General features: G+C 59.3%; 22 protein-coding genes. 8 read left to right on the top strand and 14 right to left on the bottom strand.

Annotation, left to right across the window (positions count from 1 at the left end; all coding sequences use genetic code 11):
• Positions 1-130: 130 nt before the first annotated feature.
• From AR456_RS09270 to argF, 7 genes are all read right to left on the bottom strand, one after another.
• Positions 131-1,099 carry a GlxA family transcriptional regulator gene (locus tag AR456_RS09270; RefSeq protein ID WP_021817685.1) on the bottom strand — a complete coding sequence of 323 codons (969 nt, stop codon included), beginning with the start codon at positions 1,097-1,099 and terminating at the stop codon, positions 131-133.
• 108 nt (positions 1,100-1,207) lie between these two features.
• Positions 1,208-2,815 carry a BCCT family transporter gene (locus AR456_RS09275; protein WP_021817684.1) on the bottom strand — a complete coding sequence of 536 codons (1,608 nt, stop codon included), beginning with the start codon at positions 2,813-2,815 and terminating at the stop codon, positions 1,208-1,210.
• Between the two features lie 266 nt (positions 2,816-3,081).
• Complete coding sequence (locus AR456_RS09280; protein WP_021817683.1) at positions 3,082-3,555, bottom strand: thioesterase family protein; 474 nt, start codon at positions 3,553-3,555, stop codon at positions 3,082-3,084.
• Entirely contained in the window at positions 3,555-4,508 is a 954-nt protein-coding gene (locus AR456_RS09285; protein WP_021817682.1) for an L-carnitine dehydrogenase, read from the bottom strand. The genes AR456_RS09280 and AR456_RS09285 overlap by 1 nt, the downstream gene beginning before the upstream one ends.
• Positions 4,505-5,413: a beta-keto acid cleavage family enzyme gene (locus AR456_RS09290; protein ID WP_021817681.1), complete on the bottom strand. Its 909-nt coding sequence runs from the start codon at positions 5,411-5,413 to the stop codon at positions 4,505-4,507. Before AR456_RS09290 ends, AR456_RS09285 begins: the two co-directional genes overlap by 4 nt.
• A gap of 356 nt (positions 5,414-5,769) precedes the next feature.
• Positions 5,770-6,075, bottom strand: coding sequence for a hypothetical protein (locus AR456_RS09295; protein ID WP_021817680.1), 306 nt, complete (start codon positions 6,073-6,075; stop codon positions 5,770-5,772).
• Positions 6,076-6,208: 133 nt separating this feature from the next.
• The gene (gene argF, locus AR456_RS09300; protein ID WP_021817679.1) at positions 6,209-7,129 is read right to left on the bottom strand and encodes an ornithine carbamoyltransferase; all 921 of its coding nucleotides are present in this window, start codon (positions 7,127-7,129) and stop codon (positions 6,209-6,211) included.
• A 285-nt stretch (positions 7,130-7,414) separates the two neighbouring features.
• On the opposite strand from argF, the gene AR456_RS09305 reads away from it, so the two are divergent.
• Positions 7,415-7,765 (top strand): Grx4 family monothiol glutaredoxin, encoded by a 351-nt coding sequence (locus AR456_RS09305; RefSeq protein ID WP_021817678.1) that lies wholly within the window; start codon positions 7,415-7,417, stop codon positions 7,763-7,765.
• Positions 7,766-7,977: 212 nt separating this feature from the next.
• Here AR456_RS09305 and rnt read toward each other — a convergent pair whose 3' ends face one another.
• On the bottom strand, positions 7,978-8,643 hold the full coding sequence (gene rnt / locus AR456_RS09310; RefSeq protein WP_021817677.1) for a ribonuclease T: 666 nt from the start codon (positions 8,641-8,643) through the stop codon (positions 7,978-7,980).
• Positions 8,644-8,824: 181 nt separating this feature from the next.
• Here rnt and AR456_RS09315 point away from each other — a divergent pair, with 181 nt between their 5' ends.
• From AR456_RS09315 to AR456_RS09340, 6 genes are all read left to right on the top strand, one after another.
• The gene (locus tag AR456_RS09315; protein ID WP_021817676.1) at positions 8,825-10,042 is read left to right on the top strand and encodes an argininosuccinate synthase; all 1,218 of its coding nucleotides are present in this window, start codon (positions 8,825-8,827) and stop codon (positions 10,040-10,042) included.
• Positions 10,043-10,097: 55 nt separating this feature from the next.
• A complete protein-coding gene (locus tag AR456_RS09320; RefSeq protein ID WP_021817675.1) occupies positions 10,098-10,400 on the top strand; it encodes an HlyU family transcriptional regulator in 303 nt (100 codons plus the stop codon).
• Positions 10,401-10,487: 87 nt separating this feature from the next.
• A complete protein-coding gene (locus tag AR456_RS09325; RefSeq protein WP_021817674.1) occupies positions 10,488-11,168 on the top strand; it encodes a glutathione S-transferase in 681 nt (226 codons plus the stop codon).
• A gap of 182 nt (positions 11,169-11,350) precedes the next feature.
• Positions 11,351-12,331, top strand: a complete 981-nt coding sequence (locus AR456_RS09330; RefSeq protein WP_021817673.1) for a sulfurtransferase — start codon at positions 11,351-11,353, stop codon at positions 12,329-12,331.
• A gap of 70 nt (positions 12,332-12,401) precedes the next feature.
• Positions 12,402-13,640, top strand: a complete 1,239-nt coding sequence (locus AR456_RS09335; protein ID WP_031207115.1) for a YeeE/YedE family protein — start codon at positions 12,402-12,404, stop codon at positions 13,638-13,640.
• Between the two features lie 17 nt (positions 13,641-13,657).
• A complete protein-coding gene (locus tag AR456_RS09340; protein WP_021817671.1) occupies positions 13,658-13,852 on the top strand; it encodes a hypothetical protein in 195 nt (64 codons plus the stop codon).
• Between the two features lie 133 nt (positions 13,853-13,985).
• Here AR456_RS09340 and AR456_RS09345 read toward each other — a convergent pair whose 3' ends face one another.
• From AR456_RS09345 to AR456_RS09370, 6 genes are all read right to left on the bottom strand, one after another.
• Complete coding sequence (locus tag AR456_RS09345) at positions 13,986-14,270, bottom strand: hypothetical protein (RefSeq protein WP_021817670.1); 285 nt, start codon at positions 14,268-14,270, stop codon at positions 13,986-13,988.
• A gap of 118 nt (positions 14,271-14,388) precedes the next feature.
• Positions 14,389-15,024 carry an endonuclease III gene (gene nth, locus AR456_RS09350; RefSeq protein ID WP_021817669.1) on the bottom strand — a complete coding sequence of 212 codons (636 nt, stop codon included), beginning with the start codon at positions 15,022-15,024 and terminating at the stop codon, positions 14,389-14,391.
• Between the two features lie 60 nt (positions 15,025-15,084).
• A complete protein-coding gene (locus AR456_RS09355) occupies positions 15,085-16,065 on the bottom strand; it encodes an RnfABCDGE type electron transport complex subunit B (RefSeq protein WP_031207113.1) in 981 nt (326 codons plus the stop codon).
• Positions 16,066-16,075: 10 nt separating this feature from the next.
• The gene (gene metG / locus AR456_RS09360) at positions 16,076-18,118 is read right to left on the bottom strand and encodes a methionine--tRNA ligase (protein WP_021817667.1); all 2,043 of its coding nucleotides are present in this window, start codon (positions 18,116-18,118) and stop codon (positions 16,076-16,078) included.
• Between the two features lie 123 nt (positions 18,119-18,241).
• Positions 18,242-19,723, bottom strand: coding sequence for a tRNA uracil 4-sulfurtransferase ThiI (gene thiI, locus AR456_RS09365; protein WP_021817666.1), 1,482 nt, complete (start codon positions 19,721-19,723; stop codon positions 18,242-18,244).
• 138 nt (positions 19,724-19,861) lie between these two features.
• Positions 19,862-20,146 (bottom strand): hypothetical protein, encoded by a 285-nt coding sequence (locus AR456_RS09370; protein ID WP_021817665.1) that lies wholly within the window; start codon positions 20,144-20,146, stop codon positions 19,862-19,864.
• Between the two features lie 594 nt (positions 20,147-20,740).
• Between AR456_RS09370 and AR456_RS09375 the strand changes: the two genes are divergently transcribed.
• Positions 20,741-26,506, top strand: a complete 5,766-nt coding sequence (locus AR456_RS09375) for an ESPR-type extended signal peptide-containing protein (protein ID WP_056932999.1) — start codon at positions 20,741-20,743, stop codon at positions 26,504-26,506.
• Positions 26,507-26,527: the final 21 nt, after the last annotated feature.

Consider the following 26,527-nt stretch of genomic DNA (forward strand, 5'->3'; position numbering starts at 1 on the left):
CGTTGGTAGTGCTCGATCAGTGTTGTTGGCTCCTGGTCACTGTTGTTGGCTCCTGGTCACTGTTGTTGGCTCCTGGTCACTGTTGTTGATGTCTGATCAGCGTTGATATCTGAACAGCGTTGTTGTCTGGTCAGCGTTGGTGATGCCCGGAGTTGTGGCGCAGTGCACTGGGTGTGACGCCGTGCATACGCTGAAAGGCTCGGGTAAAGCTGGATGCTGAGGCGAAGCCACAGGCCAGGGCGATATCCATGATGGTATGGGAAGAATTGGTCGCCAGTTGCCTTGCCAATGTCAGCCGGCGCTCAAGATAGATCTGCAACGGGGTGCGTTGCCATTGGTGCAGGAAAAGACGCTCCAGTTGACGTTGCGATAGGTTGGCGTGCTCCGCCAGCTCGCCAATGGTCAACGGCTCTTCGAGATGCCTATCCATCTGCGCGATGACCCGTGCCAGTCGAGGTTCTGGTGCATTGTGTTGGGGCCGCTGGCGACTGGCGGGAAGGCGTAACTGGTCGTGAACCAACTGCTCGCGCACGAGCTGTGCAAGGGAGCTTCCATGTCGGCGCTTGATGGTATCGAGTGCCAGGTCCAGGGACGCGCTGGCGCCAGCCCCGAAGAAGCCTGCCTCCGTGACCTCAAACAGCGACTCCACGGCTTCGATATGTGGGTAGCGTTGGCGAAACTCGGGAAGACTCTCCCAGTGCAGGGTGGTGGTGGCCTGGTTCAGAAGCCCCGCTTCAGCCAGCACAAAGGCACCGGTATCGATGGCGCCGAGTGCGGTATTTATCGCTTGTTGATGATGTAGCCACTCCAGCAAGCGCTCATCCACCACATCCAGCGGAGCAAAACTGGCGCAGACCATTAGACTCGAGACATCTAGAGGGCTGCCGATGGAGGTATTGACGGCCAGTGGCATCCCGTTGCTGGCTTCCACCGGCTCACCGTCGACGCTGATCAACGTCCAGCGAAACAGTTCCTCGCCGGCAAAGCGATTGGCGATACGCAAGGGTTCGATGGCGGAAAACAATGCCACCATAGCGAAACGAGGCAACAGCAGGAATCCGATCTGTTCGGGTGCGGGTCCCTCGTAGGTGAGTTGCATGGTCGTGCCACCGTTGCCGGATAAGGAAAGCGCGGCCTGTCCGTTGGATCAGCGCCGCGCGCGGGACCCACATCCCTGTGGGTCTAGCCAGGAGTCATGAGCTACGTTCTATCTTCGCTCAGCCTGTTTGCCCTCAGACTGTACGATAGACGAACTGGACTTGCGCCATCCTTCCTGGAACAGCGACACCAGTACACCTGCAGTCATAACCAGTATCACCACACTGAGCGGCAAGGCGGCGGCAATCAACGCCGTCTGCAATGCTGTGAGCCCGCCGGCCACCAGCAATGCTGCTGCGACCAGGCCGATCACCAGCCCCCAGAAGATGCGAAAACGTTGCGGCGGTTCCGGATTGCCCAGTGACAGGATGGTAGTCAGCACCAGGGTGCTGGAGTCGGCGCTGGTCACGAACCAGCTCATCAGCAGGAACACCATCATTGCCGATAGTACCCACCCCAGGCTGCCTGTGCCGGCGACGCCGTCCGAGGTTGCAAACAGCGCGGCAGGCAGGTTCCAGGCGTTGACCAGCTCAATGATCCCCGCAGTGCCGGTGCCACCTGCGGCAGTCAGTTCCTGATGCAGGGCAGTGCCGCCAAAGATCGCCAGCCATACAAAGATGATGAACGTCGGCACCAGTAATACGCCAAGCACGAACTCGCGAAGGGTTCTGCCTTTTGAAATACGTGCAATGAACAACCCGATAAACGGTGCCCATGCCAGCCACCAGCCCCAATAGAAGATCGTCCATGCCTGCAGCCAGTTTGTATTGCTCTGATCCTCCGGATACCACAGACCCATGGGAATGAATTCGACCACGTAATCGCGCATGGTCTCGCCGAAGGTCGTCAACAGCCACAAGGTGGGTCCACCGACAACAAAGGCTCCAATCACCAGCACCGATACCCAGATATTGAGTTCGGAAATGATCCTGATGCCTCGTTTGACGCCGGAGACCGCCGACAGGATCGAGATCACGGTAATCGCGGCAATCAGAATCAGTTGAGTGTCGAGGCCTGCGCCGATGCCGGTCAGACGCTGCAACCCGACGGCCATCTGGCTGACGCCGAGGCCCAGCGAGGTGGCAACACCGAACACACAGCCGAGGACACCGAGAATATCGACCAGGTGGCCGATCGGGCCGTAGATGCGATTACCGATGAACGGATAGAGCGCGGAGCGCAGCGCCAGCGGCAGGTCCTTGCGATAGGCAAAGTAGGCCAGTGCCATACCGACAACTACGTATACTGCCCAGCCGTGCAGTCCCCAGTGGAAGAACGTCACCCGCAGGGCATCAACGGCGCGCTGCTGATTCATCGCCGCGTGGCCCGCCAGGTCCGCATGCGGGTTGTTGGGATACCCGAAGGCACCGCTATTGTCGAAATAGAAGATCGGCTCAGCGACACCAAAGAACAGGATGCCAATGCCGATGCCCGCTGAAAACAGCATCGCGAACCAGGCGAAGCGCGAGAATTCGGGCCGTTCGTGATCCTTGCCCAGCCGCTTGCTGCCGAAGGGAGAAAGCACGATGAAGAAGCATACCGCGATCAGCAGTACCACCGTGACCAGGTAATAGCCGGCGAAGGTGTCTTCGATCCAGTTGCGCGCTGCACTGAATACAGCGCTGGACAGCTCAGGATTGATGACGGTGACAGCGACAAAAGCCAACACCAGTAGCGCGGATGAAAGGGTCATGCCGCGATGCATGTTGGCGAACATTCCCCGGCTCGCCAGTGCGGACGCTCTATGGCCATCATGCTGGGTGTGGTGCGAGTTGCTTGACGTAGCGTTGTCTTCAGTATCGTTATTTTGAGTATTGCTTGAGGTATCGATAGCCTGATTCCTTCTGTAGCCGGTCATCGGGCCGGTGATCCCGTGGTGGCGGGGCGCCACGCTAATCTGTAACTGCAACGGCACGAACCACCTGCCGATGGTTCGTGCCTGGGTACTGCTGGTTGCCTCGAACGCCTACTCGTGCTGAGTATCTACTTGCGTCGAATGCCGATGCGGCGCCCGACCGCATCAGCGAGGTCTCCGCTGGCGTTCGGCAGTGAGCCAACGGCTGTTGCTACTGGCTCGGGAAAGGCGGCGGGACGGCCACTTTCGACATCGATTCCCATCAACATCTGCTCGCTGGTGGCGAGTAGGTTGTTATCGCTGTCGCGCATCTCGAACAGCACGTGCAGGCGCTTGGCATCGTGGTCGGCCAGGTACAGGTCCACGTTCAGTTGCTGCTCAAGATGCGCCTCACGCCGATAGCACAGGTGCGTCTCGAGGGTATAGATCGTGTAGCCGTGTTGCTGGCGGCCAGCGGCATCGAGACCGATATGATCCATCAGCGCTTCAACGGCCAACGAGAACACTCGTGCGTATTCCGCATCGTTCATGTGGCCGTTGTAATCCACCCATTCGGGGGCGACCTGGGTGTCCAGTAGGCGTAACGGTTGCAGCAGTGGCATCAGATGCGTCCTTCCAGTCCTTCGGCTTCCGGCCAGTACTTCCTGGTCAGCCCCAGCAGTTCGACAAGGAAATCATCGCGACGACGATCAAGCTCGGCCACCGGACGGCCAGCAGCCTGGTGTTCGCAGCCTTCAACCACGCGATCGATGAGTTCATCGGTCAGCTCTGGCGCTTCGAGCTTGGTCCAGGGAAGCTTCAGAGCCGGTCCGAACTGTTCCAGCATATGGCGCATGCCCTGTTCACCACCGGCGAGATGGAAGGTCAGGAAGGTGCCCATCAAGGACCAGCGCAGGCCGCAGCCATAGACCACTGCAGCATCGATCTCTTCGGTGGTCGCTACACCGTCGTTGACCAGGTGCAGTGCTTCACGCCACAGCGCTTCCATCAGACGGTCGGCGATATGCCCTTCGATCTCACGGCGGACGACCAGCGGACGCATGTCCAGCTCGCGGTAGAGGCGCTGGGCGAGGGCGATATGCTCACCGTTGGTCGCTTCACCACCTACCAGTTCCACCAGCGGCAGCAGATAGACCGGATTGAAGGGGTGCGCCACGATCACCCGACCAGGCGCCTGCTGGCAGTCGCGCTGGAGATCGGTGGGTTTGAAGCCGGACGTGGATGAGCCGATCACGACGTCGGCAGATACCAGCGTGTCCAGTTGAGCAAGAATTTCCTGTTTGAGTTCGAGCCGCTCAGGAACATTCTCCTGAATCAGGCTGGCCCCCTGCACGGCTTCTGCCATATCAGTGGCAAAACGCAAACGCTCAGGGCTTGCACCTTCGGCCAGCCCCGTCTGCTCAAGGGCGGGCCAGGCATTGTCGATAAAGGCACGGGTGCGTTGTGCTGCATCCGGGGCCGGATCGAATGCGACGACGTCCCAGCCGTTGGCCAGTGCGCGGGCGATCCAACCGTTGCCGATAACACCAGTACCGATGACAGTCAGCTGTGTCATGCCAGATCTCCTGCCGCGGTAGCGCCAACGGGATTGCGCAGTTTCAACTGTTCGCGTGTTTCTGCCGGAGTCATCACGCGGGCACCGAGGTTCTCGATGATGTTGGCGGAACGTTCAACCAACTGGCCGTTGCTGGCCAGCACGCCACGGTCGAGATAGAGGTTGTCTTCCAGACCGACACGAGCGTGACCACCGAGCAGGACGGCCTGAGCTACCATCGGCATCTGCATACGGCCGATACCGAAAGCAGCCCAGTTGGCATTGGAGGGCAATTTGTTGCGCATCGCGACCATGGTTTCAGTGTCCGCTTCCGCGCCCCATGGAATCCCCATGCACAGCTGGTACAGCGGATCACCATCGATCAGGCCTTCCTGCTGCAGCTGGCGGGCGAACCATACATGGCCGAGATCGAAGCACTCCAGTTCAGGTTTGACGCCTGCGGCCTGGACCAGGCGCGCGTGTTCGCGCAGCCAGTCAGCCGGGTTGACGTAGACCATGTCGCCGAAGTTCAGGCTGCCGCAATCCAGGGTGCACAGTTCCGGCAGCAGCTCTGCGACCGGAGCGTGGCGCTCCGCAGGTGTCTGGATGTCGGTCCCCGGCCCGCCACGTGTAGGATCCTCGGCAGACGGAATCCAGTCACCGCCGCCGCCAGCGGTGATGTTCATGACGATATCGGTATCGGCTTCACGGACTCGCTGCATCACTTCACGGAAGTGTTCCAGATCATGGCTGATGCCGCCGGTTTCCGGGTCGCGAACGTGGATATGCGCCACGCTGGCTCCCGCCCTGGCGGCCTCGATGCAGGCGTCAGCGATCTGCTTGGGCGTTACCGGAACACCTGAGTGCTTGGCGGTGGTATCGCCTGCGCCGGTAACGGCACAGGTGAGGATGACATTACGATTCATGGAGGGCTCCCTGGTCTCAAAGATTGTCTCAATGAGCGCAGTGTCGCGAAGATTAGCCGACATGACTTTGCATAATGCGACTTGGAATATGCTTTAAAAGACAAATGTTGATAGAGAGGAAGGAAGAAGAAAGAGGAAAGAGGAAAGAGTGGTGTGAGAACAGGTGAACAGGAGAGAGGGAATGCAGGGAAGATCTGGAAGGAAAGGTCATTCCCTGAAGAAGCGGGCGTTTGAGGGCACGCTGGAAAGGATATTGAGCGGGAACAAGCACCAGCACCATGTGAACAGTCTGGAAAAGGGGCTTACCAGAGGGGTTTACCAGAAGGGCATGCCAGGGAGGGCTTGCCAGAGGGGGCTTAATAGTCGGTCGCGCCGACGCCGAACATATCGAAGACCAACTGACGACCGGTGCCGGTAACCACCAGGCGGCCCTTGTCGTTGTAGCGAGTGGTTCCACTGAGCAGTAGGCGACGCAGACGCGCTGAGGACTCACGGTTGCTGGACAGCCGGTCCAGAGTGCCGGCGTCGAGACCACGGGCATTATCGGTCAATGCCTCGAGCACACCGCCGCAACGATAGAGCGCCTGAGCCATGGCGGCCAGATCGATACGAATTTCGGTGTCGTTGAGGACGGTGCTGTTGGTTTTGACTTCGGGGGGCATGGCGGTCTATTCATCAGCAAGACGATGACCGTCATTATATCGATAGCGGGACATTAGACCAAGGTCTAATGTCCCGCTATCTTGAGGGCGCGACTATCTCCGGGGCGCGGCTATTGCAGTTACTGGCTGAGGGTCAGCGACTGACCCGGCCAATCAACAGGAACTCGATCAGTGCCTTCTGAGCATGCAGGCGGTTGCCGGCTTCCTGCCAGACCACGGCGCGCGGATCATCGAGTAATGTCTCGCTGATCTCTTCGCCGCGGTGTGCTGGAAGACAATGGAGGAAGAGCACGTCGTCGTTGGCTGCGTCGAGCATGGCTTCGGTGACCTGGAAGCCGGCAAAGTCGGCTTCACGACGTGCCTGCTCTTCTTCCTGACCCATGGAGGCCCAGACATCGGTGGTCACCAGGTCGGCGCCCTGCACAGCCTGCATGGGGTCGCGGACGATCGTTACGCGATCACCGGCTGCGCTCAGGATGTCTTCACGTGGCTCATAGCCTTGTGGACAGCAGATGCGCAGTTGGAAGTCGAACTGACGGGCGGCATTGATCCAGGAGTGGCACATATTGTTACCGTCGCCGACCCATACCGCAGTACGGCCCTGGACCGAACCACGCAGCTCTGTCCAGGTCATGACATCGGCCAGCAACTGGCAGGGATGGTAGTCATCGGTCAGCGCATTGATAACGGGTACTGAACTGGCGGCGGCAAACTCCTCAATCCCGGCGTGCGAGAAGGTGCGAATCATCACGATATCGACCATTTCCGACAGCACACGAGCGGTGTCACCGATAGGTTCGCCGCGGCCTAGTTGGCTGTCACGTGGGGAAAGAAACAGCGCATGGCCGCCAAAGTGCGCCATGCCGGTCTCGAATGACACGCGGGTGCGTGTTGAGGACTTCTCGAAGATCATTGCCATGGTGCGATTGGCAAAGGGCGTGTAGGTAGGCCCATGAGCCTTGAGCGCAGTCTTGATGGTGATGGCACGTTGGATGAGGTAACGCAGCTCATCCTGGTCAAGGTCAAGAAGGGTGAGGAAATGGCGGGCAGCCATGGCGACTCTCCAACGAGGAAAAAACGACCATCCTAGTGGAGTCGGCAGTGAATGCGCAATGTGCTGCTGTAGAGTGGCTGTGCCGGGGAGCAGGCGGCCTTGTTGGCGAGACGTTCAATGGCAGAGGCATGGTCAGACCAGAATGAGATCTGGCGACATTGGTCGGCGCTTCCCCTAGAATGGGTCCACTGGCCGTAACCATTTCGCGCAGTGCATTGAATTTGTCGGTGTCTGCCCGCATGGTGTTTGCCTGTTTCACTGCACCAAACGCATTCAGGAGCCGCAATGAGCACCACTGTAGAGAACATCCAGCGTCAGATCAGCGAGAATCCGATCCTGATCTATATGAAGGGATCACCGCAGCTGCCGCAGTGTGGTTTCTCCGCTCAGACTGTGCAGGCGTTGATGGCCTGTGGCGAGCGATTCGCCTTCGTCAACGTGCTCGATAATCCGGACATTCGTGCCGAGTTGCCGAAGTACGCCAGCTGGCCGACCTTCCCGCAACTGTGGGTCGAGGGTGAACTGGTCGGCGGTTGTGACATCGTCGTCGAGATGCATAACAGCGGTGAGCTGGAGCCGCTCATCAAGCAAGCTGCCGAGCGTGCTCGTCAGAACGAGGAAAGTCAGGGCGAGTAATTCCATAACGTCGCTGTCTTCGCGAGGGCTTGAAATCCCGGGCTTGAACCCTTGAGTTCATCAGCCTGGATCAGCAACCTTCGTCGGCAATATGAAAAGGCCCGCAAGCAGTGCTTGCGGGCCTTTTTGCATCGATTTCCACAACATTTTCTACAACAATTTACACCACGATTTCCAGGGCGACGGTAGCGGGTTCGTCCCGGGGTGGCGGGTTAGTCCTCGTCGAGGCCCTGTTCCTGTTGTGCCAGCCGCCACCCCCCAAGGTCCTTGTAGCGATTGACCATGGCGCAGAACAACTCGGCGGTGCGCTCGGTGTCGTAGCGTGCCGAATGAGCCGAACTGTTGTCGAACTCGATACCGGCGGCACGGCAGGCACGTGCCAGTACTGTCTGGCCATACACCAATCCAGCCAGTGAGGCGGTATCGAAGCTGGAGAAGGGATGGAAGGGATTACGCTTGATATCGCAACGATTGACGGCGGCGTTGAGAAAACCATGATCGAAGGCCGCGTTGTGCCCGACCAGGATGGCGCGTGTGCACGCATGCGACTTGATCGATTTGCGTACGGGGCGAAAGATCTCTCCCAGCGCTTCGGCTTCACTGATGGCGACCTGCTGACGTAATGGATCGTCGAGCCGGATACCGGTGAAATCGAGCGCCGATTGCTCCACATTGGCGCCCTCGAAGGGCTTGATGTGGTAGGCATGGGTGGCGTCGGGCAACAGATTGCCCTCGGGATCCATGGTCAGTGTTACCGCAGCGATTTCGAGTATAGCGTCGCGCTCGGGATTGAACCCGCCGGTTTCGATGTCCACCACGACGGGCAGGAAACTGCGAAAACGTTGAGCCATGAGTTCGCGGGCAATCAGCTCGCTCATGCACTTCTCCTTGTCTACGGATGCTTGTCTGGTGACTCCAGACTTAAACGGCGCAAGTCTAGCAGTTTGCACAACTCACGTCCCGTCACCGGTGTTCGCGCTGCAACAGGCGCGCTATAATCGGCGTCCTTACGGTGCTTTCTGCACCGGCCAACGGTTATCAGCATAAGGAGCCTCCAGCATGTCCGATGTCAAGAAGGTCGTGCTCGCCTATTCAGGCGGTCTGGACACGTCAGTCATCGTCAAGTGGTTGCAGGAAACGTACGACTGTGAGGTGGTGACATTTACCGCAGACATCGGTCAGGGGGAAGAGGTTGAGCCGGCGCGCGCCAAGGCTGAGGCTCTGGGCGTCAAGGACATCTACATCGAAGATCTGCGCGAGGAATTCGTGCGCGATTACGTCTACCCGATGTTCCGTGCCAACACCATCTACGAGGGTGAGTACCTGCTCGGTACGTCCATCGCTCGCCCGCTGATCGCTCGTCGCCTGATCGAGATCGCCAATCAGACCGGCGCCGATGCCATTTCCCACGGTGCGACCGGCAAGGGTAACGACCAGGTGCGTTTCGAACTGGGTGCCTACGCGCTCAAGCCGGGCGTCAAGGTCATCGCTCCGTGGCGTGAGTGGGACCTCAACTCCCGTGAGAAGCTGATGGCCTACTGTCAACAGCACGATATTCCGGTCGACTTCAACAAGAAGAAGAAGTCACCGTACTCCATGGATGCCAACCTGCTACACATCTCCTACGAGGGCGGCATTCTCGAGGATCCCTGGGCCGAGGCCGAGGAAGACATGTGGCGCTGGAGTGTATCGCCGGAGCAGGCTCCCGACGAACCGACCTATGTCGAACTGACCTACGAGCGCGGCGACATCGTCGCCATCGACGGCGTGCCGATGAAGCCGCATGAAGTGCTCGAGAAACTCAACAAGCTGGGTGGCGACAACGGCATCGGTCGTCTCGACATCGTCGAGAATCGTTACGTCGGCATGAAGTCACGCGGCTGCTATGAAACGCCTGGTGGCACGATCATGCTGCGTGCGCACCGCGCCATCGAGTCCCTGACCCTGGACCGTGAAGAAGCTCACCTGAAGGATGAGCTGATGCCAAAATACGCCAAGGTCATCTACAACGGCTACTGGTGGAGCCCCGAGCGCCGCATGCTGCAGGCTGCCATTGACGAGACGCAGCGCCATGTCTCTGGTGTCGTGCGCATGAAGCTCTACAAGGGCAACGCTGTGGTCGCTGGTCGTCGTTCCGAGCAGTCTCTGTTCGATGAGTCCATCGCGACATTTGAAGACGATCAGGGCGCCTATGATCAGAAGGACGCCGAGGGCTTCATTCGCCTCAATGCGTTGCGCCTGAAGATTGCTGCCGGCAAGGGTCGCCGCCAGGATTGATCAAGCACAACTCAGCCGGGGCCTTGCGCCCCGGTTTGCTTTTCAAGGAGGCGACATGCTGAAGAAACTGTTCGCAGGCCTGTTTGGGGCGGATGACAAGGCAGCGGATCAACCCTCCGCTGCCGATGCTGTTGAGTACCGAGACTTCCTGATCATCTCCCAGCCTGAGGCTCAGGGAGGTCAGTTCCGGGTCAGTGGTGCGATCCGCAAGACACTCGATAATGGCGAAGAAGGTGAGTTTCGTTTCGAGCGTTCGGACTTGTGTCCATCGCGTGAAGCCTGTGATGCCCTGATGATTCAGAAGGCTCAGCGGTTCATCGACGAAACCGGCGATGAGATGTTCGTCCCTCGACAATAAAGCTCGTCTGTAAAGAGCCGAGGAGTGTGTCGATATTACATTCGACCCGCGCAGCGCCGCGAGCGGCTGAACAGGGAGTTGGTTGCCATGATTCGACTGCATCATCTCGAGAACTCGCGTTCCCAGCGTATTGCCTGGTTGTTGGAAGAGCTGCACGTCGACTATGAAGTCGCGTTCTATCGCCGCAATTCCAGCACCATGCTGGCCCCTGATGAACTGAAGCGGATACATCCGCTGGGTAAATCACCGCTGATCACCGATGAAGATGCCGGTGGACGTGTTGTGGCGGAGAGTGGGGCGATCATCGAGTACCTGCTGGAGCGCTTTGATACCCGGAATTGCCTGTCGCCGCCGCCTGGTAGCGACGCCCATCAGGATTATCGCTTCTGGCTGCATCACGCAGAGGCTTCTGGTATGCCGCCGCTGGTCATGTCGCTGATTTTCTCGCGTCTGGGCAAGGCCCCTGTTCCGGCCTTGCTGCGTCCATTGGGACGGCGTTTTGCCGCCGGTATTCGCCAACGCTACCTTGGGCCGGAGATCTCTCGCCTGCGGCAGTTCTGGGAAGACAGTTTGAGTGATCGTTGCTGGTTTGCCGGCAACGCCTTCAGTGCGGCGGATATCCAGATGAGTTTTCCTCTGATGGCATTGGCAGGCCGGGCAGGTTTGGAAGGCTACCCACGTCTCGAGAGCTTCCTGCAGCGTGCGACCGCACGAGAAGGCTATCAACGCACGATCGAGAAGGTCGGTGACTTGAAGCTGATGTCCTGAATTATTCTGGATTTGAAGTGGATCGGGCGTTATTTGCGTGAGCCGGAGTGGCGGCAGAAATGTTGCCGTTTCTGTTTCGTCGGTTGGCGACTCCTCTGTGTACCCTGTTGAGATGTGGTGGGTCTTGAGTTTGTGCGCGTGGCTCGCATAATGAAATAAACCCCAGTAAAGAGGTCAGGAATATGCGTCGGACATTTCCCGCCGTGGCACTGTTGATGGCCACTGGCACAGTCTATGCCGCGAATGTTGAACCGTTGGTCAGTCCCCAATGGCTCAGCGAACATCTTGAGGATGAAAATCTTGTCGTACTGGATATCCGTTCGAGTGTTGATAACGGCGGCGATCGTTCCAGTTTCGAGAAGGCGCATATCCCGGGCAGCATCTATTCGAGTTATACCGAGGATGGCTGGCGTGAAACCCGCGATGGGGTGCAAGGCGTGATGCCACCGGTCTCGAGCCTCGAACGGCTGATTGGCGGTCTGGGGATCGACAACGACGATACCGTGGTCATCGTGCCGGCGGGAACCGGTGCTACGGACTTCGGTAGTGCTGCCCGCGTATTCTGGACCTTCCAGGTCCTCAGCCATGACGATGTCACCATCCTCGATGGCGGCTTTGCTGGTTGGCAGGAGGCCGGCCTCGATGTGGCAAGTGGAGAGGTCCAGTACCCCGATCCGGTGCGCTTTGAAGGTAGTCTTGATGACTCGTTGCTGGCGACAACCGAGGAAGTTGAAGCCGCACGCGATGCTCAGGTGCAATTGGTGGATGCGCGCCCGGAAGGCTTCTTTTCCGGCGGCGAGCAGTCATCGGCCACGTCGTCACCGGGTACCATTCCTGGAGCATTGAATCTGCCCTATGAGAATTTTCTACGTGATGACAAGGGCGCCTGGCACCTGGATACCGCAGAGGTGACGGCTCGATTACAGGCGTCGGAACTCAGCGGCGATGCGCCCATGGTGTCATTCTGCAATACCGGACATTGGGCAGCGACCGATTGGTTCGTGCTCAGCCAGATTGCTGGTTATGACGATGTCGCGCTTTATGATGGCTCGATGGCCGAATGGACTCAGGATGGAACACGACCAGTGCAGGTAGCCAAGCGTGGCCTGGGTAAGGTGCTGGATGCGCTGGGCATCGGCAACGATAGCGAAAGTGGGTCCTGATATCCCGTCATTCGGGGTCCAATGGTGATGGGACCCCGACCTTTTTTCCCTTGACGAGAACGCTGATCAGATGAGTGAGGTAGCGGCTTCGATACTCGGTTCCACACGGCCCCGAAGTGATGGATTCAGAGATGATGAATTCAGAAGTGACCGATTTATAGCCGGCCTGGCACTGGCGGGAATGCTGGTGGTAGGCGGCCTTGTATGGCTGGAGACGGCGCCTTTTCTGGTGGCGCTGTTTGCCGTAGGCGTGGTGCTTGGGGTTGCGCTGTACCACGGTGCCTTTGGCTTCACGGCGGGTTGGCGTAACCTGGTGACCAAGCGGCGCGGGGCAGGTATGCGGGCCCAGTTGCTGCTGTTTGCGCTGTCATCGCTGATCATGATTCCGCTGCTTGGCAGCGGTCAACCGGGCATGGTGGGCGCCGTCGCACCAATCGGTGTTTCGTTGGTGGTGGGCTCCTTCCTGTTCGGTATCGGCATGCAGCTGGGTGGCGGCTGTGGCTCAGGCACATTGTTTACTGTGGGCGCCGGCAACATCCGCATGCTGGTTACGCTGCTGTTCTTCATCGTCGGCGCGGTGGTCGGCTCCATTCATCTGCCCTGGTGGCTGGATCTGCCTGCTGTTGATCCGATAAGCCTGATAGATGTCGCCGGCGTACCGGGTGCGATTGCCATTCAGTGGCTGGGACTGGCGCTGGTCATGCTATGGGTCAATCGCGTCGAGCGCCGCGCTCATGGCGAGGTTCAGCGTGGCGAACTGCAATGCTCCCCAACCGAAAACGGCTGGTGGCGTACCTTGCTCACCGGGCGGTGGCCTTTTGTGTGGGCGATTCTGGTGCTCGCGGTCGGTAATGCGCTGACACTGGCCATCGGCGGCGCTCCCTGGGGGATCACCTTCGCCTTCAACCTGTGGGGGGCCAAGGCCTTGCAGGCAGTCGGCGTGGATATGAGCCAGTTTGAATTCTGGACCTGGGATTATCCGGCCATGGCACTGTCCGACTCAGTGCTGGTCAATATCACTTCGGTGATGAACTTCGGTTTGTTGCTGGGCGCCATGTGGGCCGCAGGCATGGCCAATCGTTTCAATGAAGCCAGTCGTCAACGCCCGCAGGGACGCCCGTTTCTTGCTGCAGTCATCGGTGGCCTGCTGCTCGGCTATGGGGCTCGGTTGGGTTTTGGCTGCAATATCGGCGCACTGTTCTCCGGTCTGGCTTCGGGGAGCCTGCATGCATGGGTGTGGTTCGCCTGCGCTTTTGTCGGCTCGTTGATCGGTATTCGGCTGCGACCGATGTTTCGTCTGGCCAACTGAGACAGGAGGAGATCGAAATGCAAGCTGCCTATAAACGCTATCGTGTGATCGCCTTCCTGTTGGTTGTGTTGATGTTGGTCCTGGCGGACCACCTGGCGAGCCCGACCTTTGCCTTCAATATGGGTGATGGACGTGCGCAGACCGCACTCAACCAACGAGATGCTTCGGCTTGTGCGCCCTGTGGCGCGCCTTGTCCGTCAACGAGGAAATAAGAGCAAGCGACGGGCTACGCGTACGCTTCGCTCGAGCTACGAGCAGTGCCCGCGGCTGACTGACCCCACGGGCGTTGTCGATAGCCCATGACATGGCATTGAAGAGCTCGCAGCTCGTGACTCGAAGCGGCTGCTATTCCGACTTCCGCTGAGATATCTTCGGCCCGAGCGGGCCGAGCCACAACCAGACCTGTAGCACGACCAGCACCGGCAGCAACCAGTCCGGTGCTCCGACCGTCCACACCAGTACCCGATGGATCATGAACGCGGTGAGGCCACCCAGTAGACCCAGAATCGGGAACATCAGCGGTCGTTCGCTACCGGGACGACGCGTGAGGCGGAACAGTGACCCGGTGAAGGCGCCAAAGCTGATGGCCATGGCCAACGGAATCCAGAGTTCGCGAAGCACATCCTGCATCGGTTGCTGCTCATGTGATGGGTTTCCGATAGCCTGGCGATTTGTGGGCCATCTGGCGATACCACTTTGGCCTGGATGTACGTGGGTCCGGATATACATTGGCGGGGGCGCGGGCCGGTTACAGTTCGACCTTGTCCTTGTACTCGCAGAGATCTTCAATCACACAGCTTCCGCAGCGTGGCTTGCGGGCCACGCAGGTATAGCGGCCATGCAGAATCAGCCAGTGATGTGCATCCTGGCGGAACTCCCTGGGAACGTGGCGCATCAGCTTGTTCTCTACCTCGACGACATCCTTGCCCCTGGCGATGCCGGTACGGTTGGAAACCCGAAAGATATGGGTATCCACCGCGATGGTTGGCTGTCCGAAGGCGGTGTTGAGAATGACATTGGCTGTCTTGCGACCGACGCCGGGGAGTGCCTCCAGCGCCTCACGAGTCTGTGGAATCTCACCGCCATGGCGTGACAGGAGCAGGTGACAGGTCTTCATCAGGTTCTCGGCCTTGGTGTTGAACAGGCCGATGGTCTTGATGTGTTCCTTGAGTCCGTCGATACCCAGCTCGATGATCGCTTGTGGAGTGTTGGCTACAGGGAACAGCTTGGCGGTCGCCTTGTTGACACCCACGTCGGTGGCCTGGGCCGAAAGCAAGACCGCAGCGAGGAGCTCGAACGGACTTGACCAGTTCAACTCTGTCGTCGGATGAGGATTATGGTCGCGCAATCGGGTGAAGATCTCGAGGCGTTTCTGGGCGTTCATGGGCGGCGTCGGCTATGGGGCGGTGGAAGTGAAGGCGTCATTGAACGGCGAACCCGTCGATCAACTCGAGTGATGGGCCAGTGTTTCGCGAGCCTGTTGCAGCAACTGCTCGGCCTGCTCGATCTGTTGATGGGCACTGGCGATGGCCGCGCTATCATTCTGACGCTCGGCATGGGCAAGCTGTTGATTCGCGCGGCGTCGTGCCTGTTCCGCAGCATTGACGGCAAGGCGCTGCTGGCGCTCCTCGGCACTCGGCCGTGATGCAGGTGTCATAGGCGATATGGCGCCTTGCTGGTCGAGTTGGTTGATCTGTACCTGCAATTGGTTGGCAACCTGCTCGAGCTCCATGCGCTGTTGAGGCGTGAGCTCGTCGCTCTGCAGTTGGCGTTGGGTGCGCTTGAGACGCGCCACCAGGCTGATACGTTTGGTGCGTGGGTTACCGGTTACTGTTGGTGCCGGAGATGTTTCCTGCTGTGTTCCGGCAACGGGGCGGCTTGCCTTGCGTTCTGCGCGCCGACGTTCACGTTGTTCCGCCTCTCGGGCCAGGCGTTGTTTACGAGCGACGAAGCGCTGCCGACCGCTGGTGGCGCGCTTGTCGAGATATGCCCGACGCTCGTCATCGCTATTGGCTGTCTGCCAGTCAGGATGGGGCAGTAGGTCGATGCAATCAACCGGACAGGGCGCGACACATAATTCGCAACCAGTACATTCCTCGGTGATGACGGTATGCATCTGTTTGGCGGCACCGAGGATCGCATCCACTGGGCAGGCCTGGATGCACTTGGTGCAGCCGATGCACTCATCTTCACGAATAGAGGCAGTCAGTGGTAATTGGGCTGGTTGCTCGAGTGGTAGCACCGAGCGGTCGGTCAGCTCGGCAAGCCGCACAACCGTTGAGTCACCACCTGGCGGGCAGCGGTTGATGGGCTCGCCGACGGCGATCGCTTCGGCGTAGGGGCGACAGCCGTCATGGCCACACTTGCCGCATTGAGTCTGCGGCAAGGCGGCATCGACGGCTTCGATCAGAGCGTACTGATTCATCACCGATATGTCAGCTGACGCGCTGGCCAGGCTGGGCGCCGCTGTGCGGCTCGAGCAGATAGATGCCATTGTCATCACCTGCGGCCAGCACCATGCCTTCGGATACACCGAAACGCATCTTGCGTGGTGCCAGGTTGGCGACCATTACCGTCAGCTTGCCTTCCAGTGCCTCGGGGGCATAAGCGCTGCGGATACCAGCAAATACCTGGCGGGTTTCTCCACCTAGGTCGAGTTGCAGTTTGAGCAGCTTGTCGGCTCCCTCGACATATTCCGCGCTGGCGATTCTGGCAATACGCAGATCGACACGGGCGAAGTCGTCGAAGTTGATCTGTTCGGCGATCGGATCATCGGCCAGTGGGCCGCTGGCTTTTTGCTTGAGCTTCTGTTCTTCCACCAGGTCCTCCTTCGATGCCTCGATCATGGTATCGATGCGATCGGTTTCTACGCGGGTCATCAGTGGCTTGAAACGTGTGATGCTGTGCCCGAGTAACCATTGCTCGCGGCTGGCCCAGTCGAGGCTGTCGACCTGCAGGAAATTGCGCGCCTGCTCGGCCATCGCCGGTACCACCGGGGCCAGGTAGACCATCAACTGGCGGAACAGGTTGATGCCCAGCGAGCAGATGTCGATGACCTGCTGCTGTTGGCCTTCCTGCTTGGCCAGTGCCCAGGGAGCCTTGTCGGCGATATAGGTGTTGGCTTCGTCGGCCAGCTCCATGATCAAACGCATGGCACGGGCAAATTCGCGATTCTCGTAGTATTCGGCGATTTCCTCGCCGGCAGCGATGAAGCGTGCCTGGAGTTGAGGTTCGCTACATTGCGCCGACAGCTGGCCATCGGCGAGCTTGTTGATGAAGCCGGCACAACGACTGGCAATATTGACCACCTTGCCAACCAGGTCTGAATTGACGCGTAGTGCGAAATCCTCAAGGTTGAGGTCGAGATCATCGACGCGTGAGGTCAGCTTGGCGGCAAAGTAATAGCGCAGGTATTCGGGATTGAGATGTTCCGCGTAGGTCGCGGCCTTGATGAAGGTGCCACGTGACTTCGACATCTTGGCGCCGTTAACGGTCAGGAAACCGTGACAGTTGACCGCACTGGGCGTACGCAGATCGGCACCGTGGAGCATGGCCGGCCAGAACAGGGCGTGGAAATAGACGATATCCTTGCCGATGAAGTGATAGACCTCGGCATCGGAGTCGGCCTTCCAGTAGCTGTCGAAATCAATGCCTTCACGTTCACACAGGTTACGGAAGCTGGCGAGATACCCGATAGGAGCGTCGAGCCAGACATAGAAGTATTTACCTGGCGCATCGGGAATCTCGAAGCCGAAGTAGGGTGCATCACGCGAGATATCCCACTCGTTGAAGCCGGACTCAAACCATTCCATCAGCTTGTTGCGAATCTGTGGCTGGACGTGGCCATCATCGATCCAGCTCTGCAGGAATTCAGCGAAATCAGGCAGTTTGAAGAAGTAGTGGGTTGAACTACGCACTTCTGGAGTGGCGCCGGAAATGGCCGAAACCGGATCGATCAGTTCGGCTGGTGTATATGTCGCGCCACAGGCCTCACAGTTGTCGCCATACTGATCATCGGTATGGCACTTCGGGCAGGTACCCTTGATGAAGCGGTCGGCGAGGAACAAACCCTTGACCGGATCATACATCTGCTCGATATCGCGAGTGGCAATATGTCCACGGTCGCGCAGGCGGGTGTAGATCAGCTCGCTGAAGTAGCGATTTTCGTCGGAATGGGTGGAGTGATAGTTATCGAAGGCCACGCCGAACCGTGCGAAGTCCTGCTGATGCTCGCGGGATACGCGGTCGATCAGGGCTTCCGGGGTAATGCCTTCCTGTTCCGCTCGCAACATGATCGCGGTGCCGTGAGCATCATCGGCGCACACATAGTGGCACTGATGGCCGCGGCTCTTCTGGAAGCGCACCCAGATATCGGTTTGCACATATTCCAGCAGGTGCCCCAGGTGGATGGCACCATTGGCATAAGGCAGGGCGCTGGTGACCAGGATCTTGCGCGTGGCGGGAGCGATGTTGGACATGGCGGTAAGGATTATCCCGTTGAAAATCAGGCGACGATTGTAGCCAGGATGCCTGCTCAGTGCATCTGCCAGGCAGCATCTGGCCGCGATGTTTCAGGTATCAGGGTGACGTTGTTTCAGCGGTCAGGATGACACCGGTGCAAGTATCGCGACATTGTTGATACCGCGGTCACGTAGATGCAGTGCCTGGAGTCGGCTCATGGTGCCCTGATCGCAGTACAGCAGATAGTGGCGCTCCTGGCTCAGCTCATTGGCGCGTGTCTGCAGTTCATAGAAGGGAATCTGCAGGATATCCGCATGACCTTCCGGAAGCGGCCGTGCCTCGGCTTCATCGGGGGAGCGCACGTCAATGATGGTCGTGGCCTGTCCAGATGAAGGCGATAGGCTTTCCAGCTGCACGGTGGCCAGCGATTCCTTTGCTACAGGCGGTGCTTGGCGTCCCAGTTTGCCGCTCCAGGCCTCGTCGACGGCATTCTTGATCAGCGCTTCGATATCAAGCGAGGCTTCCGCTTCGACCACTGCGTGGTGATTGGCCTTGATATGAGGGCGTCGAGAGACGGTGCCGCAGTATTCCGGCATGCTTGCCGAAAGGTCCGCGGTATCGATCTGGCGAGCGAGATCAATGATGTCCTGTTTGTTGTCGGCCAGCACCGGGCGCAGAATCGGCAGGTGCGAGGCGTCATCGATCAACGCCAGGTTATGCAGAGTCTGGCTGGACACCTGAGCAATGGCCTCTCCGGTTACCAGCGCTGGTACACGAGCTCGCTGTGCCACACGCGTTGCGGCACGAATCATCATGCGCTTCAGGACAACACCGCTCAGCCCTTCGTCCACATGCTGGCGGATCTCATCAATGATGTTCTCGAAAGGCACGCTGATGAAGTTCACCTGATGGGAGCTGCCATGCAGTTGCCACAGGTGGTGCGTGATGCGATGAACCGCCTGCAGTTGTTCTTCACCCGCGAAGCGGAATAGCACGAAGTGGCACTTTATGCCACGCCGCATCATCTTCCACGCGGCGACCGGAGAGTCGTAGCCGCCAGACATCAGTACCAGTGCCTGCCCCTGGCTACCAAGGGGGTAGCCGCCGACACCAGGGTATTCGACCACATGATGCAACAGGTGGTCGCCCTCCATGCGCAGGCGCACATCAACCTGTGGGTGGCTCAGATTGACGCTGGCATCATCCACTTCAGCGAGCAGCGCCGCGCCAATATGCCGCTCTGCCTGCGTTGAACTGAAGTCGTTTCTGCCACGTCGGCGGACGCTGACCCGAAACTGCCTGCCCTGAATTCTGGGTGCCCAGCGAGCCACTGTCTGTCGTGTCAGGTCATCGAGATCGGATACGGAAGTACGTTCGACTCGCGCGACCAGATGAATACCTGGCGTACGGGCCATGCATTGCTCCAACTGCTCGAGGGTATGTCTCTCGAGCGTATCGGGCAATCGCGCCCAGATCTGATCCCACTCGGCACGTACTCGAGCTCCCGGTTCCACACGCCGCAGAGCGTTACGCAGGTTGGTGGCCAGAATCTTGCCCAGGTGACGACGAACGGAAGGCGATTTGATGGTGATGTCAGCTGACAGCGTTAGGTGATAGAGCATCTGAAGGCATTGGTACTGAGGTAAGAAGTAGTGCCACCAGTTGATCGGGAGGGATCAACTGGGGCGGGATGGACTATGCGGGATTGAGCGAGAGCGTTACTGACCAGATGCCACCTGAAGCTGGCATCAGTCGCTGACTCAGTAGAGCGCCTGCTCCTCCAGGACCACTTCCTTGAGCAGCTCAAGAAACAGACGGTCGGCTTCGGAGTGATCCTCGGCGGTATCCGGGATGTGAATGCTGGTGGTGTCAGAGATTTCGTTGGCTATAGCTGCCAGCACATCTGCGTCAGGGCCATTGCTGGCGAAGTGCCGGCGAGCGATATCCAGGGAGGTTTCGAGGACACTCGGGTCCTGCAGCAACTTCTTTATGAACCCCGATAGCTCGTTGATGATTCGGGTTTTCTGGATTTCGGAAGAAGACATCTGTGTTATCCCCAATGGCCGTGCCGATTAATGCGCCAACCATAGCATGTTTCGAGTTCCGGCAGTGAGTGTTGGAGCACACCGAGCGGTGGGGTATGCAGCACGATGCCAGAGCGTCGTGAGAATTTTGTAACTTAAGAAAAATTTGATCTTGCTCAGTCAGTGCGACAGAGGTTTGTCACCAATTGTTAATGTATGTTACGTTCATGGTGTTACGTGTTGCTTGCTGTGTTTGCAAAGGGTTCTTCTATTCAGCTTAAAAAGAGGGCTCGTCTATTCAGCTTAGAAAGAATTAGCTAATAGAGAGAGCTTTAGCATAAATGACAATAAACATTCGGGCTGAGAGTGGTTTGTGACTTTTTAAAGAGTTGTGATTTTTTCGAGAGTTGCGACTTCTTTCAAGAGAAGTCTGTATGAGAAGACATCATCCTGATCTTGCAGGCTCATTGTATCGGCACTAGTTTTTAGTAACAGCCATATCCACTAATCATAATGTAAAGAAAGCGTATATATCCCCCTGGACTTCAAGGCACAAGGTGTTCGGTCCCGAACCTATTGCTGTTTGACGATAAAGCAGGCGTCAGAGGTAATGCTATGAATCAAGTCTTCAGAATCATCTGGAACCGCACATTGGGTCGCTTTGTCATTGCCTCTGAGATGGCGCGTTCCTCGGGTAAGTCGACGGTGTCGCGGGGCATTGCCGGTGGTGTCATTCTGAGTGGCGTGCTCGCCATGGGGTTGGGCGGCAGTGATGATGCCTTGGCTCGGAAGTTCGCCAACGATGGCGCCACTTGTAATTCGAGTGGGGGGTCAACGGAGGTAGGCCGACTAACCACTGGGGCAACAAATAGCGATCCTGTGGATGGTTCCGGCACCTACTCTACGGTGGCAGGATGTAATGCCGACGGTAACAATCAACTCGCGGCGACGGCTTATGGCACATTCTCCGAGGTAAGGGGCGCTGGCGGTCTTGCTGTCGGCTTCAATAGCCAGGCGACCAAATGGGCCACCGCGCTCGGCCTGGAAACCCGTGCGACACAGACGGCGGCTACCGCTCTGGGCTTTGGTAGCCAGGCCACGGCACTCAACGCGATTGCGATCGGTGCTGCCGGTGGGGATGGCACAACGCCGCTGTCGGTGGCGAATTCGACCATTGCCTCCGGCTCGCATTCCATCGCCATCGGTGCTGATAACGTCCGTGGTGCGCAGGCAAAAGGGAAAAGTTCCATTGCGCTGGGTGGACAGGCTTTGGCAGCGGGGGCGGGAGATATCGCGATTGGCCAGGAAGCCACGGTATTCGGAAGGGATGATGGTATTTCCGCTGTTACCATTGGGTTCAAGAGCAATGCGATGGGGGCTGCGGCCACGGCATTGGGGAATAGCACCAATGCCTCTGCGGACTTCTCTCTGGCTCTGGGAAATTTTGCGGCCTCAAGTGCTCGTAACTCGGCAGCGGTTGGTAACAGCGCGTCTGCCAGTGGTGTTGGTGCTTCCGCATTCGGTAACTTCTCCAGTGCTCAGGGGCCCAATGCCACGGCGTTGGGGGGCGGTGGTGAGCCTGGGTCCTTCCAGGGGGCGCAGGCACTCGCCGGTGGTGCAACGGCGATTGGCGGTAACGCTGTGCGTGGCGCCAGTGCGGACGGTGTCAACAGTATTGCCGTGGGAGGAGAGGCCACGTCGAGTGGTGTCGATGCCATTGCGATAGGCACCGGTTCCATCGCTTCAGGCAATCAGTCGATCAGCATTGGTTTGCGTAATGACGTCAGTGGTACGGGAAGCGGCGCGATCGGTGATCCGACCACGATCACAGGGGCTGGCTCCTATTCGCTGGGCAACGACAACACCATTGCTGCCGATAACGCCGGCACCTTCGGTAATGACAACGTCCTCGGCGCTGATGCCGATGGCAGCCGCATTATCGGTAATGCCAATGGCACTTCAACCACGCCGATCTCTGCAGCCGACGCTTTCATCATCGGCAATAATGCCGATGTGACCGTCGACGGTGGCGTGGCATTGGGTAGTGAGTCGGTGGCGGATACTGCCGGTGGGGTCGCCGGATATGACCCGTTGACCGGGGCTGCGAGCACAGACATCACCAGCACATGGCTGAGCACAAATAGCGCCATCAGTGTCGGTGATGCCGATAACGATGTGACTCGTCAGATCACCGGGGTTGCCGCAGGTACTTCGGACACCGACGCAGTCAATATCGCCCAGCTAAAGGCCAGTGAAACGCACTACTACAGCGTCAACGACAATGGTGTGCAGGGCGGCAACTACGCCAACGATGGCGCCACCGGCATCAATGCGATTGCCTCGGGTGTGGATGCGTCGGCAACGGCGGATGGCGCTATCGCGATGGGCAGTGGCGCCGAAGCATCCGCGCTTCGTGATGTCATGATCGGTGATGGTGCGGGTGACAATGCTGGCACCGGTGGGCGAGACAACATTGCTATCGGCGGATTTGCGGGCCAGGGGCGTGGAGATAGCGGTAGCTTCAATGTGGCCACTGGTTTCATGGCCGGCCAGAACGTTACTGGAAATAACAATGCCGCATACGGCCGTTCGGCCGGCCAGAACGTGGAAGGTAGCAATAATCTCGCCCTTGGCACGGGTGCTGGGCGTGGTACCGATCCCTCGCTTCGGCTAGAGGCTGACCGCACGGTATCCATCGGTAACGGGGCACTGGCCTCGGCTGACGACGCCATCGCGATTGGCTCGGGCGCGCAGGCCAATGGTTTGCAGGCCATCAGCATTGGTACCGGCAACCAGGTGGATGGCGACAACTCCGGTGCGATCGGCGACCCGACCACGATCACCGGGGATGGCTCCTATTCGCTGGGCAACGACAACACCATTGCTGCCGATAACGCCGGTACTTTCGGTAATGACAACGTCCTCGGCGCTGATGCCGATGGCAGCCGCGTTATCGGTAATGGCAATGGCACTTCAACCACGCCGATCTCTGCCGCCGATGCCTTTATCATCGGCAACAATGCCGATGTGACCGTTGATGGTGGCGTGGCATTGGGCAGTGAGTCTGCGGCGGATACTGCCGGTGGGGTCGCTGGATATGACCCGGTGACTGGTGGTGCGAGCACTGACACCACCAGCACATGGCTGAGCACACGTAGCACCATCAGTGTCGGCGATGCCGATAACGATGTGACGCGTCAGATCACCGGGGTTGCCGCAGGCACCTCGGACACTGACGCGGTCAATGTCGCGCAGTTGAAAGGTGTGGAGGACCTCGCTACCTCCTCACTGACCTTCGCTGGTGATGGTGGTACCAACGTCGAGCGTCAACTCGGTGAGACTCTCAACATCACCGGTGGTGCCACAGGCGCGCTGACCGATGGCAATATCGGCGTGGTCGGTGATGGCACCGACACTCTCGCGCTGCAACTTGCCGAAGATATCGACCTTGGCGCCAATGGCAGTGTCACCGCGGGCGACAGCCTGCTCGATACCAACGGCCTGACGGTGGACGATGGCGCGGGCAATGTGGCCTCCACTACGGCCACCGGTACCACGGTAACCGACGGCACCACCACCACGGCGATGACGGCGGGTGGCCTGACCAGCGGCAATATCAATCTGGACGGCACCAGCGACGAGATCACCGGCCTGTCCAACACCACACTCACCGATCCCGGCTTCGCGACGGAAGGCCGAGCAGCCACCGAGGAGCAGTTGGATCTGGTCAACCAGACCGCCAAAACCGGTTGGAACCTGACCGCCGAGGGTGCCGATGGTACCAATGTGGCGCCGGGCGACACAGTGGATCTGAGCAACAGCGATGGCAACCTGGTGATCGCCAAGAACGCCACCGATGGTGCTCAGGAAGACGTGACCTTCGAGCTGGCCGACGATGTCACGGTGGATAGTGTCACCGCGGGCGACAGCCTACTCGATACCAACGGTCTGACGGTGGACGAAGGCGCGGGCAACGTGGCCACCACCACGGCCACCGGCACCACGGTAACTGACGGTACTACCATCACGGCGATGACGGCGGGAGGCCTGACCAGCGGCAATATCAACCTGGACGGCACCAGCGACGAGATCACCGGACTGTCCAACACTACGCTGACTGATCCCGGCTTCGCGACGGAAGGCCGAGCAGCCACCGAGGAGCAGTTGGACCTGGCCAGTCAGAACCTGACCGATCAGGGGCTGAACTTCGCCGGTGACAGCGGTACCGATGTGCACCGCGATCTGGGGCAGACGCTTAACCTGAATGGCGGTGCGGATGCCAGCGGCAACACCAATATCAGCACGGTGGCCAATGGCACGGATGGGCTCGCGATCGTGATGACCGATCAGCCGACCTTCGGCGATGTGACGGTCAATACCGGGGGTGGCGGCACCATCAACGAGCTGAGCAACCTGACCTTCGACCCGGATAGCTTCACCTCCGGGCAGGCGGCCACCGAGGATCAACTGGCCGCGGTCAGCGATGTGGCCAACACCGGTTGGAACCTGACCGCCGAGGGCGCCGATGGCACCAATGTGGCACCGGGCGACACGGTGGATCTGAGCAATACCGACGGCAACCTGGTGATCGCCAAGAACGCCACCGATGGTGCTGAGGAAGACGTGACCTTCGATCTGGCCGACGACATCACGGTGGATATCGTCACCGCAGGCGATAGCCTGCTCGATACCAACGGCCTGACGGTGGACGATGGCGCGGGCAATGTGGCGAGCACCACGGCCACCGGCACCATGGTCACCGACGGTACCACCACCACGGCGATGATGGCGGGAGGCCTGACCAGCGGCAATATCAACCTGGACGGCACCAGCAACGAGATCACCGGCCTGTCCAACACCACGCTCACCGATCCCGGCTTCGCGACGGAAGGCCGAGCGGCTACCGAGGAGCAGTTGGATCTGGTCAACCAGACCGCCAACACCGGCTGGAACCTGACCGCCGAGGGCGCCGATGGCACCAATGTGGCGCCGGGCGACACGGTGGATCTGAGCAATACCGACGGCAACCTGGTGATCGCCAAGAACGCCACCGATGGTGCTCAGGAAGACGTGACCTTCGATCTGGCCGACGACATCACGGTGGATAGTGTCACCGCGGGCGACAGCCTACTCGATACCAACGGCCTGACGGTGGACGATGGCGCGGGCAACGTGGCCACCACTACGGCCACCGGTACCACGGTAACCGACGGCACCACCACCACGGCGATGACGGCGGGAGGCCTGACCAGCGGCAATATCAATCTGGACGGCACCAGCGACGAGATCACCGGCCTGTCCAACACCACGCTCACCGATCCCGGCTTCGCGACGGAAGGTCGTGCGGCTACCGAGGAGCAGTTGGATCTGGTCAACCAGACCGCCAACACCGGCTGGAACCTGACCGCCGAGGGCGCCGATGGCACCAATGTGGCGCCGGGCGACACAGTGGATCTGAGCAACAGCGACGGCAACCTGGTGATCGCCAAGAACGCCACCGATGGTGCTGAGGAAGATGTGATCTTCGATCTGGCCGACGACATCACGGTGGATAGCGTCACCGCGGGCGACAGCCTGCTCGATACCAACGGCCTGACGGTGGACGATGGCGCGGGCAATGTGGCCTCCACTACGGCCACCGGTACCACGGTAACCGACGGCACCACCACCACGGCGATGACGGCGGGAGGCGTGACCAGCGGCAATATCAATCTGGACGGCACCAGCGACGAGATCACCGGCCTGTCCAACACCACACTCACCGATCCCGGCTTCGCGACGGAAGGCCGAGCAGCCACCGAGGAGCAGTTGGATCTGGTCAACCAGACCGCCAACACCGGCTGGAACCTGACCGCCGAGGGCGCCGATGGCACCAATGTGGCGCCGGGCGACACGGTGGATCTGAGCAATACCGACGGCAACCTGGTGATCGCCAAGAACGCCACCGATGGTGCTGAGGAAGGCGTGACCTTCGATCTCGCTGACGATGTCACGATCGGCAACAGCCTGACCATCAACAACGGCCCGACGCTCAATGACAACGGCATCGACATGGGGGGGGACAGGATCACCAATGTCGGCGGGCCAACGAATGGAGGCGATGCAGTCAATCTCGACTACTTCAACGAGAACAAGGCTCACTACTATAGCGTCAATGATGGCGGTACCCAGGGAGGGAACTACGCCAACGATGGCGCCACCGGCATCAATGCCATTGCCTCGGGTGTGGATGCGTCGGCAACGGCGGATGGCGCTATCGCGATGGGCAGTGGCGCCGAAGCATCCGCGTTTCGTGATGTCATGATCGGTGATGGCGCGGGTGCCAATGCTGGCACCGGTGGGCGGGATAACATAGCCATTGGTGGCTCGGCAGGCCAGTAACGCGGCGCCAATGGCAGCTTC

This window comes from Halomonas huangheensis (genome assembly GCF_001431725.1).
Taxonomy (GTDB): domain Bacteria; phylum Pseudomonadota; class Gammaproteobacteria; order Pseudomonadales; family Halomonadaceae; genus Halomonas; species Halomonas huangheensis.

Coding starts and splice junctions, on each gene's coding strand:
- AR456_RS09370 (WP_021817665.1), bottom strand. CDS start 20,146: ATGTCTTCTTCCGAAATCCAGAAAACCCGAATCATCAACGAGCTATCG.
- AR456_RS09290 (WP_021817681.1), bottom strand. CDS start 5,413: ATGAATCGTAATGTCATCCTCACCTGTGCCGTTACCGGCGCAGGCGAT.
- AR456_RS09275 (WP_021817684.1), bottom strand. CDS start 2,815: ATGTTCGCCAACATGCATCGCGGCATGACCCTTTCATCCGCGCTACTG.
- AR456_RS09270 (WP_021817685.1), bottom strand. CDS start 1,099: ATGCAACTCACCTACGAGGGACCCGCACCCGAACAGATCGGATTCCTG.
- AR456_RS09335 (WP_031207115.1), top strand. CDS start 12,402: ATGAGTGAGGTAGCGGCTTCGATACTCGGTTCCACACGGCCCCGAAGT.
- AR456_RS09315 (WP_021817676.1), top strand. CDS start 8,825: ATGTCCGATGTCAAGAAGGTCGTGCTCGCCTATTCAGGCGGTCTGGAC.
- AR456_RS09355 (WP_031207113.1), bottom strand. CDS start 16,065: ATGAATCAGTACGCTCTGATCGAAGCCGTCGATGCCGCCTTGCCGCAG.
- argF (WP_021817679.1), bottom strand. CDS start 7,129: ATGGCTGCCCGCCATTTCCTCACCCTTCTTGACCTTGACCAGGATGAG.
- AR456_RS09305 (WP_021817678.1), top strand. CDS start 7,415: ATGAGCACCACTGTAGAGAACATCCAGCGTCAGATCAGCGAGAATCCG.
- AR456_RS09325 (WP_021817674.1), top strand. CDS start 10,488: ATGATTCGACTGCATCATCTCGAGAACTCGCGTTCCCAGCGTATTGCC.
- thiI (WP_021817666.1), bottom strand. CDS start 19,723: ATGCTCTATCACCTAACGCTGTCAGCTGACATCACCATCAAATCGCCT.
- AR456_RS09280 (WP_021817683.1), bottom strand. CDS start 3,555: ATGCCACTGCTGCAACCGTTACGCCTACTGGACACCCAGGTCGCCCCC.
- rnt (WP_021817677.1), bottom strand. CDS start 8,643: ATGAGCGAGCTGATTGCCCGCGAACTCATGGCTCAACGTTTTCGCAGT.
- AR456_RS09330 (WP_021817673.1), top strand. CDS start 11,351: ATGCGTCGGACATTTCCCGCCGTGGCACTGTTGATGGCCACTGGCACA.
- AR456_RS09320 (WP_021817675.1), top strand. CDS start 10,098: ATGCTGAAGAAACTGTTCGCAGGCCTGTTTGGGGCGGATGACAAGGCA.
- nth (WP_021817669.1), bottom strand. CDS start 15,024: ATGAACGCCCAGAAACGCCTCGAGATCTTCACCCGATTGCGCGACCAT.
- AR456_RS09345 (WP_021817670.1), bottom strand. CDS start 14,270: ATGCAGGATGTGCTTCGCGAACTCTGGATTCCGTTGGCCATGGCCATC.
- AR456_RS09285 (WP_021817682.1), bottom strand. CDS start 4,508: ATGACACAGCTGACTGTCATCGGTACTGGTGTTATCGGCAACGGTTGG.
- AR456_RS09375 (WP_056932999.1), top strand. CDS start 20,741: ATGAATCAAGTCTTCAGAATCATCTGGAACCGCACATTGGGTCGCTTT.
- AR456_RS09340 (WP_021817671.1), top strand. CDS start 13,658: ATGCAAGCTGCCTATAAACGCTATCGTGTGATCGCCTTCCTGTTGGTT.
- AR456_RS09295 (WP_021817680.1), bottom strand. CDS start 6,075: ATGCCCCCCGAAGTCAAAACCAACAGCACCGTCCTCAACGACACCGAA.
- metG (WP_021817667.1), bottom strand. CDS start 18,118: ATGTCCAACATCGCTCCCGCCACGCGCAAGATCCTGGTCACCAGCGCC.